At 28.5% G+C, this 8,871-nt stretch carries 9 protein-coding genes; all 9 read right to left on the bottom strand.

The features are described 5' to 3' along the window. On the bottom strand, positions 1–656 hold a 656-nt coding region (locus ACFDSN_RS11085), incomplete at its 3' end, for a zinc-binding alcohol dehydrogenase (RefSeq protein ID WP_375239920.1). An 11-nt stretch (positions 657–667) separates the two neighbouring features. Beyond that, positions 668–1,759 (bottom strand): glycosyltransferase family 4 protein, encoded by a 1,092-nt coding sequence (locus tag ACFDSN_RS11080; RefSeq protein WP_375239919.1) that lies wholly within the window; start codon positions 1,757–1,759, stop codon positions 668–670. After that, complete coding sequence (locus tag ACFDSN_RS11075; RefSeq protein WP_375239918.1) at positions 1,753–2,211, bottom strand: acyltransferase; 459 nt, start codon at positions 2,209–2,211, stop codon at positions 1,753–1,755. Before ACFDSN_RS11075 ends, ACFDSN_RS11080 begins: the two co-directional genes overlap by 7 nt. Before the next feature lie 112 nt (positions 2,212–2,323). Then, positions 2,324–3,424 carry a glycosyltransferase gene (locus ACFDSN_RS11070; RefSeq protein WP_375239917.1) on the bottom strand — a complete coding sequence of 367 codons (1,101 nt, stop codon included), beginning with the start codon at positions 3,422–3,424 and terminating at the stop codon, positions 2,324–2,326. Beyond that, positions 3,421–4,611, bottom strand: coding sequence for an O-antigen ligase family protein (locus ACFDSN_RS11065; protein WP_375239916.1), 1,191 nt, complete (start codon positions 4,609–4,611; stop codon positions 3,421–3,423). Before ACFDSN_RS11065 ends, ACFDSN_RS11070 begins: the two co-directional genes overlap by 4 nt. Positions 4,612–4,617: 6 nt before the next feature. Continuing rightward, positions 4,618–5,865 (bottom strand): lipopolysaccharide biosynthesis protein, encoded by a 1,248-nt coding sequence (locus ACFDSN_RS11060; RefSeq protein WP_375239915.1) that lies wholly within the window; start codon positions 5,863–5,865, stop codon positions 4,618–4,620. After that, positions 5,862–6,446 carry an acyltransferase gene (locus ACFDSN_RS11055; RefSeq protein ID WP_375239914.1) on the bottom strand — a complete coding sequence of 195 codons (585 nt, stop codon included), beginning with the start codon at positions 6,444–6,446 and terminating at the stop codon, positions 5,862–5,864. The genes ACFDSN_RS11060 and ACFDSN_RS11055 overlap by 4 nt, the downstream gene beginning before the upstream one ends. 15 nt (positions 6,447–6,461) lie before the next feature. After that, positions 6,462–7,676, bottom strand: coding sequence for a UDP-N-acetyl-D-mannosamine dehydrogenase (gene wecC, locus ACFDSN_RS11050; RefSeq protein WP_375239913.1), 1,215 nt, complete (start codon positions 7,674–7,676; stop codon positions 6,462–6,464). Then, complete coding sequence (gene wecB, locus ACFDSN_RS11045) at positions 7,676–8,746, bottom strand: non-hydrolyzing UDP-N-acetylglucosamine 2-epimerase (protein WP_375239921.1); 1,071 nt, start codon at positions 8,744–8,746, stop codon at positions 7,676–7,678. The genes wecC and wecB overlap by 1 nt, the downstream gene beginning before the upstream one ends. Between the last annotated feature and the right edge of the window lie 125 nt (positions 8,747–8,871).

The following is an 8,871-nucleotide window of genomic DNA, read 5'->3' as shown; positions in this document are numbered from 1 at the left end:
CCTTCGGCTGGATTAATAGCTGTAATTCCTTTTTCATTTGCGATTCTAATTTTTTGTGGGTCAAAATCAAAACCTATCACATTACAACCATTTGCTAATAACAACTCTGCAGTTATTAATCCGATTAACCCTAAACCAACTACTACAATTGTCTCTCCAAATGTAGGTTGTAATAAACGAATTCCTTGCAGTCCAATAGCACCTATAACTGTAAAAGCAGCATCTTCATCCGTAACATTATCAGGAATTTTAGCTACTAAATTTTTAGGGACACATACATACTCTGCATGATTCCCGTTTGAAGCTACCCTATCTCCTACTACAAATTCTGTTACACCTTTTCCAACTGCAACTACCTCTCCTACATTACAATACCCTAAAGGTAATGGTTGTCCTAATTTATTAAAAACTGCTTCCATAGTAGGACGCAATCCATCGGTTTTCATCTTATCTAGGACCATTTTTACCTTATCAGGTTGTTGCTTTGCTTTTTGGATAAAGTTTGCTTTTCCAAAATCAACTAGCATCCTTTCTGTTCCTAATGAAACTAATGTTCTAGTTGTTTGAATTAGAACACTTCCTGACTTTACACTAGGGACTGGAACTTCTTCTAAAATTGTATCACCTTGTTTTAGATCTTGAATAATCTGTTTCATTGTTTTTTTAATTATAATAATTTAGAGTAGTATAATTTTTCCCATTGTTTATTAATTGTATGTGTAGAGAAATTTTCTAAAATTTTCCTACAGCTTTTTTTTACTTGTATTAAATCATTTTCACTTAGATTCATTAAACTGTTAATACTATTTTTTATTTCAACTTCTTTATTAAAATCTATGTGAAAACCACACTTAGTATTTTCTAATATAGACCAAGGAGAACCTTTAGAAGCTATTACAGGCGTTCCCTGTGACAAGGATTCTAATACTACATTTCCAAAATTTTCAGAATGAGAGGGTAAAATCAAAAACCTACTACGAGCAATTAATTTATATTTTTCTTCATTATGAATTTTTCCTGTAAAAATCACTTTTTGTTGCAAATGCAGCCTTTTGATTTCGGATTTCAAAAAAATTAAATATTCTTTTTCATAAGGTAGATTAGCTTCTCCAGCTATTAAGAAAGTAATATCATTAGTGTTTTTCAACACATTAAATACTGAATGTATATTTTTTATTGGATTTATTCTACCTAAAAATAGAAATTGGTTTAAGCGGGTTTCAGTCTCATTAAATTCGGTATCAAATGAATTAAAAATCTTAATTATTGATTTCTTTTTTGAAGTTATTTTTTCTCTAATCAATTCTATTTCTTCTTCAGATGTAGCATGAAAAACGGAACTGATATTTATTAAATTAAATATTTTAATAAAAAACTCTTTTTGTTTTTTTTTACGACTTAATGCATATTCAAAAAATTCACCTCTAGGTGAAATAATTATTTTTTTTCTAAAAACTTTTGCAACAATAAATGCAAAAATATTGGGAGGGAAAAAAAAACTTGATAATTGAATAGCATCTGCTTTTTTACTTTCTTTAACTATTCTGTTTATAAAAAAAAACGAAAATCTATTATGAAAAAAAACTTTATGATTAAGATCATGAGTAATATGATCATTTTTTTTTTTCTTTTTAATTCCCTCAGAAATTACAACTTTGTTAATATTTTTTAACCCACAATTTAATCTATATAAGGAATAAGCAGATCCTCCAGATTGATAGGGATAATAAGTAGGGACAATATGAACTATTTTTAGCATATATTTTTTATGACTTTAGCAGGATTTCCTGCAACAATAGAATATGGTGGCACATCTTTAGTTACTACAGAACCTGCAGCTATTATCGAATTTTTACCAATATTTTGTGCTTGTGGTAAAACTATAGCTCTGGCACCTATCCAAACATTATCTTCAATATTTTTAAACATTTTTTGAGGTTTTGATTTTGGGTCAAAACCATGACTGTGAGACATTATAATAGAGCCTTCTGAAATTACAATATTTTTACCTAAAAGAACTCCACCACTATAATCTAGCTCAACATTTCTATTCAACTGACTATCTACTCCAATAACTAACTTACTATCTTCAAACTCAGTAGTGATCGAGACATTTCTTCCTATATTAACATTACTTTTAATTGTAATATTTTTAGGATATCTAATTATAGCTCTTCTTTGAATCGTTACATTTGCACCTACTTCCTTCATATTATATCTCCAAAAAAAGGAAGAAATCTTTTCATATAAAACTGAAAAAATAATACTAATTGTAATGGCCTTAAATATAAAAATCCCTTGGGGTGTAAAATTCCAGTAACGTTTAATTTTGTCTAAATTCACGCTTTAAATATTTTATAAGTAAATTTTCATGAGGTTCTAGTTCACTTTCTAATAACTTTCTAATTGTTTTAATACCACCTTCTCCAATTTTTCTAAGAACATTGTTATTTCTAATAAATTCCATAATAATCTCAGCAGAGCATTCCCAATTTTTAGCGGGAATTTCAATACAATTTTCTAAATGTTTCATTCTCCCTGAAACACCTCCAACAAAGGTCGTGAAAATGGGCATACCACTAGCCATTGCTTCGTATAAAACCCTGGGGAAACCCTCATGATGAGATGGAAATAAAAAAACATTAGATGAGTCGTAATAATTTTTCAATAATATCTTGTCAGATATTTGTCCTCTAACAAAAACAAATCTCTCTAAAGATTCCCTGAAAATAATTGATCTGATTTCGTCAATCAAAACTCCCCCACCCACTAAATCTATCGTAAACTCTAGACCTCTATTCTTTAATACCTTGGCTATTTGAATAATTTCTAAAACACCTTTACTCCTTTCTAATCTACCAACAAATAAAAACTTTACAACACTGTGATTTAAATAGTTTCGATAAGTGTTAATATCCTTCTTATTTATCGAAATCATTGGACTTATAATATCAATATTGTTACAAAAAGGGCTGATTTTTGTGACAAATAATGGAGAGATAGTAAGAATCAACTTTGAATGCCTTAAAACAATTTTATCTGTTAAACTCTTCAAAAAATGCTCTCCTCTTATATATAAACCATACTTCTTTCTAAATATGAAAGCTAATATTGCAATTGTTTTACCTAAAGTTGATGGGTAAAAAATATATATAAAATCAAAATTAAGTATTAGTTTTATCAAAATAATAAAAAAATTAAAATTTTTCTTTGGATTTAAGTTAAGAAATTTGATTTTGGAGTCACCTAAATCATAATTTAATAGATTTGAGTTAAAATTAAAATTTACTTTTGGCTGAGCAAAAACAGTTGTAACCTCTTTATTTACATTAGCTATAAATTCCCCAGTATGGTTATTAATATAGGATTTACCATTCTTCAAATTAAATCCAGTACCTCCATTGCCTACGATCAAAACTTTCATATAATAATATTTATTTTGTTTCTAAATGCTAATATCATTACTCCGATAGATATCCAAAAAGGGAGAAAATTAATAGTTAAGTGAGTTAGTCCATAGAATGATGAAGATAAAATGATAAATAGAAAAAAAGTCTTCTCTGTAATTATTTTTGTTTTCAAGAATATTTTTAATTCTCTTTTTAGAATTTTAAAAACAAAGATTAAAAACATTAGAAACCCAAAAAAACCTCCTGATCTGAGTATGTATGTAATATTATTATGGGGAGAGTAATAATCGTATGCTTTTGGTATATATACAGTAGAAAATCCACATCCAAATGGGTTTACAAGTATTTCTTTAATTGTTTCTATAAATGCATATAGTCTTATTCTATCTTGGATATTTGCAGAACCTCGATTTAAAGAAAACAATCTTATAAAATTCAAATCATCAAATAAGGGACTGATGTAGTTAAATGAAATAAAAATTAGTATGATAAATAGTAGTACATAAATAGCAAAAGTTCTTCTATATAATATTGACAATAACAAAAATGTAATTCCGAGACTCAAAACCAAACCTCTACTATGTGCAAATAAAATAACTGGAAAGATTAAAATCAAAATTAATATATGTATAAGTCTATATTTAGTTTTATTAACAATTAATAATAATGGAATTGGAAAATAAAAGGATATTACACCTCCTAAATAACTTCTTGTTGGAAAAGGTCCAACTAAGTCAAATATTCTTATATCACCTCTCCCAACGGAAGATAAACTTTCATTAAAATTTGTAACACTTATAAAGCCCAGGAAATCCGTTAGTGATACCAAAAGCATTAAGCCAAAAGAATAACTAGAGAAAATAATCCATTTTCTCAACTCTTTTACTTGAGGTTTTAAACCTACTAGAACAATCATGAATATAGCAAAACCTAAAATTTTAAAGTATTCAGGAAAGTTAGGTCTATCATATGTTAATGAACCTAATAATGAAAAGAAGAAAAAAAGAAACAAAAAAAATGTCTTTTTATATTGTTTAAACCCGTAAGCAAAATACCCAAAACATAAACCTAAAATTATAATTACAAAACTCATTATTCGAATAATGCTCAGTCCTCCTAGAGTAAAAATAAATTGAAAACCATTCCAGGGGTAAATTATTAAAATAATCATTACCATTTTAAGTAGAATAGTTCTTATCATCTTAGTTTAATCATTTTTTTTTGAATTAAATACTCTGTAAAGCTTAGTTATATTTGGAATTAATAAACTCGAATAAGAAAATTCTTTAGTATTGATCATTAATAAACCACATATTAAATAACATAACAAAGAAGATAATGCCGCACCATATGCACCATAACTATCAACTAAAAAAATATTTAAAATCAAATTTAATAACACTATAGCTCCAAGTCTTGTATATAAAAAACTCCATTTATTTTCAGCTGCAAATTTTCTACTCATAAGCTTATATATCGCAACTCCATGACTCCCACATAACAAAATCAAAGTTAAATCATAAACATAAATATAATTCTCATTCAATGCCAAAATTAGAATATTTCCAAAAATTGCAAACAAAAAAGTAAAAATAATATTAAAAACTAAACTTATTTGAGATATAATTATAATTTCATTCTTAACGAAGTTTGATTTTTTTTGTTGAACTATTCTAGAAAATAAAGTAGTTCCTAAAGAATTTGAAATAAACCAATTGATTTGAACAAAACTGCCTGCAATAACATAATCAGCTAAATTTTTGGATTTAAAATACTCCATTATAAATAGGTCTGAAACATACAAAGCTTGCCCTAAAAAATTCAAAGCCAAACCTTTAATACCATAAATAAAATAATTAAAATCTTTACTTATATTAAAAATCCTCAACTTATAAGAAGAAAAATCTTTAAAAAAATAACTTATAACTATAAAAAAACCTCCAGAAATATATAATAATTTAAGATAATTCTCCCCTATATTTTTATCAAAAAAAGAAATAATTAATAATATGATATAGGGTATTAAATAAAATAAATTTAATAAGAAATATTGAATATATTTGTTTCTTACAAGAAGACTGGCGTTTATTGATTGAAACACATTTAAAGTAAATACACCAACTGTCAAAAATATGGCTTCTAAAAAACTACCAAAAAAAAGATTGACAAATAATAAAATTATCGGAAAAGATAAAATAAAGAATTGTACATTATTTTTTAAATACTTAAAACTTGAGAAGTTATTATCTTTTGCATAATACATCAATGAAATATTTAACCCTAACCCCGTTAATAATGCAATAAAGTTTATTTTCACTAGCCAGACAGAAAAAGAAGCAAATAGTTCTTTAGATAAAAAATAAGTGAGTAATAGTTTAAATAAAAGTTTAACACTAACAGAAGCTATTCGTGCTACAAATGTCAATTTGTAACCCTCTTTTGCATTTGTACTCATAATAGTTTTATCTCTCTATTTAAGTCTGTTTTAACGGTTTTTGCTGGATTACCTGCAACAATCGAATTTTCTGGTACATTTTTTGTCACTATTGATCCTGCTGCAACAATACTATTATCACCTATTTTAACTCCTTTAAGGATTCTTGAATTTTGTCCAATCCAAACATTATTACCAATTTGTACTTCACTTGAACTAGAATACTTCCATGACCAAAATTTACTACCCCAACCACTTTCAATTAATTTAATTCTATCATTTGGGTGCACTGGATGATTATTGTTATCATAAATAATTATATCATTACTAAATATAACATTATTTCCTATTGTAATTTTCTCTATAGCTCCTATAATAACATTACTTCTAATACTAGTGTAATCGCCTACCTGAATAATCCCACCAAACTTTGAGATCAAACGTCCATGTAACATAACATTATTACCTATTTTAATTGTACTTTTTGAATCACATTCTAATCTTGCATATTTACCAAAATGACAACCTTTACCTATAACAGAAATATTTCTATATCTATATATTTTAAGGAAAGATATTAATTTACGATATTGTATTTTCAAATTTTTAATCATGAATTAAGAAACTATAAAATTACCAGCGAAATTTAACACTATTTTAGTATCATCAATTTTTAATCCTTTAAACTCATCATGTGCTACCAAAAACACTATTATATCAGCATTTTCAATAGCTTCTTTATAATCTGTTAACTTATATACAGAATGTGATTCTATATTGGGTTCTACAATAAAGTAATTTTCGTTATTCGAGTTTTGCAATACTTTTTGAGCAATATACTTTGACGGGGATTCCCTCAAGTCATCAATATTAGGTTTAAATGCCAATCCCATTAATGCAGTCTTTGGATTTCTTCCATATTTAAGCTCAAACTCAAGTTTTGTATTTTGAATCTTCTCTACACACCAAAAAGATTTGTAATTATTGACTTCACGCGCAGTTCCAATAATTTTAGATTCCATGGGATAATTAGAAACTAAAAAATAAGGATCTACAGCAATACAATGCCCCCCCACACCACAACCAGGTTGCAATATATTCACTCTTGGATGCTTATTTGCTAAATTAATTAACTCCCAAACATTGATACCTGCCTTATCACATATCAATGACAGCTCATTCGCAAAAGCAATTTGCACATCTCTAGAGGAATTCTCTACTAATTTGCACATTTCTGCAGTTTTTGCATTTGTTGCATGTAACTCACCTTTTACATACTTGCCATAAAAATCTATTGCTTTTTTAGTAGAAGCTTCATCGACACCTCCAATAACACGGTCATTCTCAACGAGTTCATACATCACATTCCCTGGTAATACTCTTTCCGGGCAATAGGCGATATGAATAGCGCCTTCTAGCTCAGGTCTAGATGCAAATATTAGTTTCTGCATTTTATCAGTTGTACCGATAGGAGAGGTTGATTCAATAATATATAAATCTCCTTTTTTTAGTAGTGGAATAATTCCATTTGTTGCTGCTTCAACAAAAGAAATATCTGGCTCGTGATTTCCCTTAAATGGCGTAGGAACGACTATGAGATATACATCTGCTGAACTAGCTTTGGTAGATGCTTTAAAAAAGCCATTAGAAACCGCTTTTGAGACAATTTCATCTAAGTCTGGTTCAACAATATGAATTTTACCCTGATTAATAGTATCAACAACTTTTTGGTTAATATCAACCCCTAAAACATTTGTCCCGTGGGAGGCAATTAATGCTGAGGTTGGCAATCCAATATATCCTAAACCAATGGTTACTACTTCTGGATTCATTATTTTATATTTTTAATAAAGTCTACAATTCTTTTTGACGCCAACCCATCTCCGTAGGGATTATGAAGCTTTGACATTTTTTCAAAGTTGTCATGATTATTTAATAAGTCCAATGTTTTTGATACAATAAGATCTTCATTGGTTCCAACCAACAAAACTGTCCCTGCTTCAACTGCCTCGGGTCTTTCGGTAGTATCTCTCATCACTAAAACAGGTTTCCCTAGACTTGGTGCTTCTTCTTGTACACCTCCACTGTCTGTGATAATGATTTTAGATCGATTCATCAACCAGATAAAATCTTGATAGGCTAAAGGATCTATTAAAATTATATTACTAACCCCCGACAAGATTCTATTTACAGGCTCCTGTACTTTTGGATTCAAATGAACAGGATAGATAATTAAACGATCTATATTATCTTTAGCGATTCTTTTTAAAGCTTTACAAATTCTTTCAAATCCTCCACCATGATTCTCTCTTCGATGTCCTGTGACTAAAACAACTTCTTGATTTCCTATTTGTTTTGAAAGGTCTTGAATTAATTGACTGGGATTTTCATTAACTTTTTCAACAGTTTTAATCAAAGCATCAATCACTGTATTTCCAGTGACTAAAATTGAACTATCAGAAATATTTTCTTTGAGTAAATTCTTTTTTGAAGTTTCAGTAGGAGCAAAATGATAATCACAAATTCTACCTGCTATTTGACGATTTATTTCCTCGGGAAAAGGAGAAAGTTTATTGTTAGTCCTAAGTCCAGCTTCTACATGACATACTTTTGCTCCAGAATAAAAACTTGCAATAGACCCAGCCATAGTCGTTGTCGTATCTCCGTGAACAAAAACATAGTCAGGAGAAAACTCTTCTAAGATTGGTTTTAGAGACTCAATAATTGTAGCCGTCAGTCCATATAAATTTTGACCAGGCTTCATTAAGTCTAAATCATATTCAGGCGTAATATCAAAAAAAGCTAAAACTTGATCTAGCATTTCTCTGTGTTGTGCAGTAACACAAACTTTAGTCTCAAACAATTCGGGATGCTTTTGAAACTCTTTAACTAAAGGTGCCATTTTAATCGCCTCCGGTCTAGTCCCAAAAATTAATAGTATTTTTTTCTTCAATTTATATTAGTTTAAAGTCTAGAGTTTACTTGATTTCTTGGCAGAAATCCTTTTAAATCATAAATAACACTTTT

It is taken from the genome of Aurantibacter sp., assembly GCF_042094015.1.
Taxonomy (GTDB): Bacteria; Bacteroidota; Bacteroidia; order Flavobacteriales; family Flavobacteriaceae; genus Aurantibacter.
The sequence above is the reverse complement of the archived record's forward strand: the minus strand, read 5'-3'. Positions and strand labels throughout refer to the sequence as shown.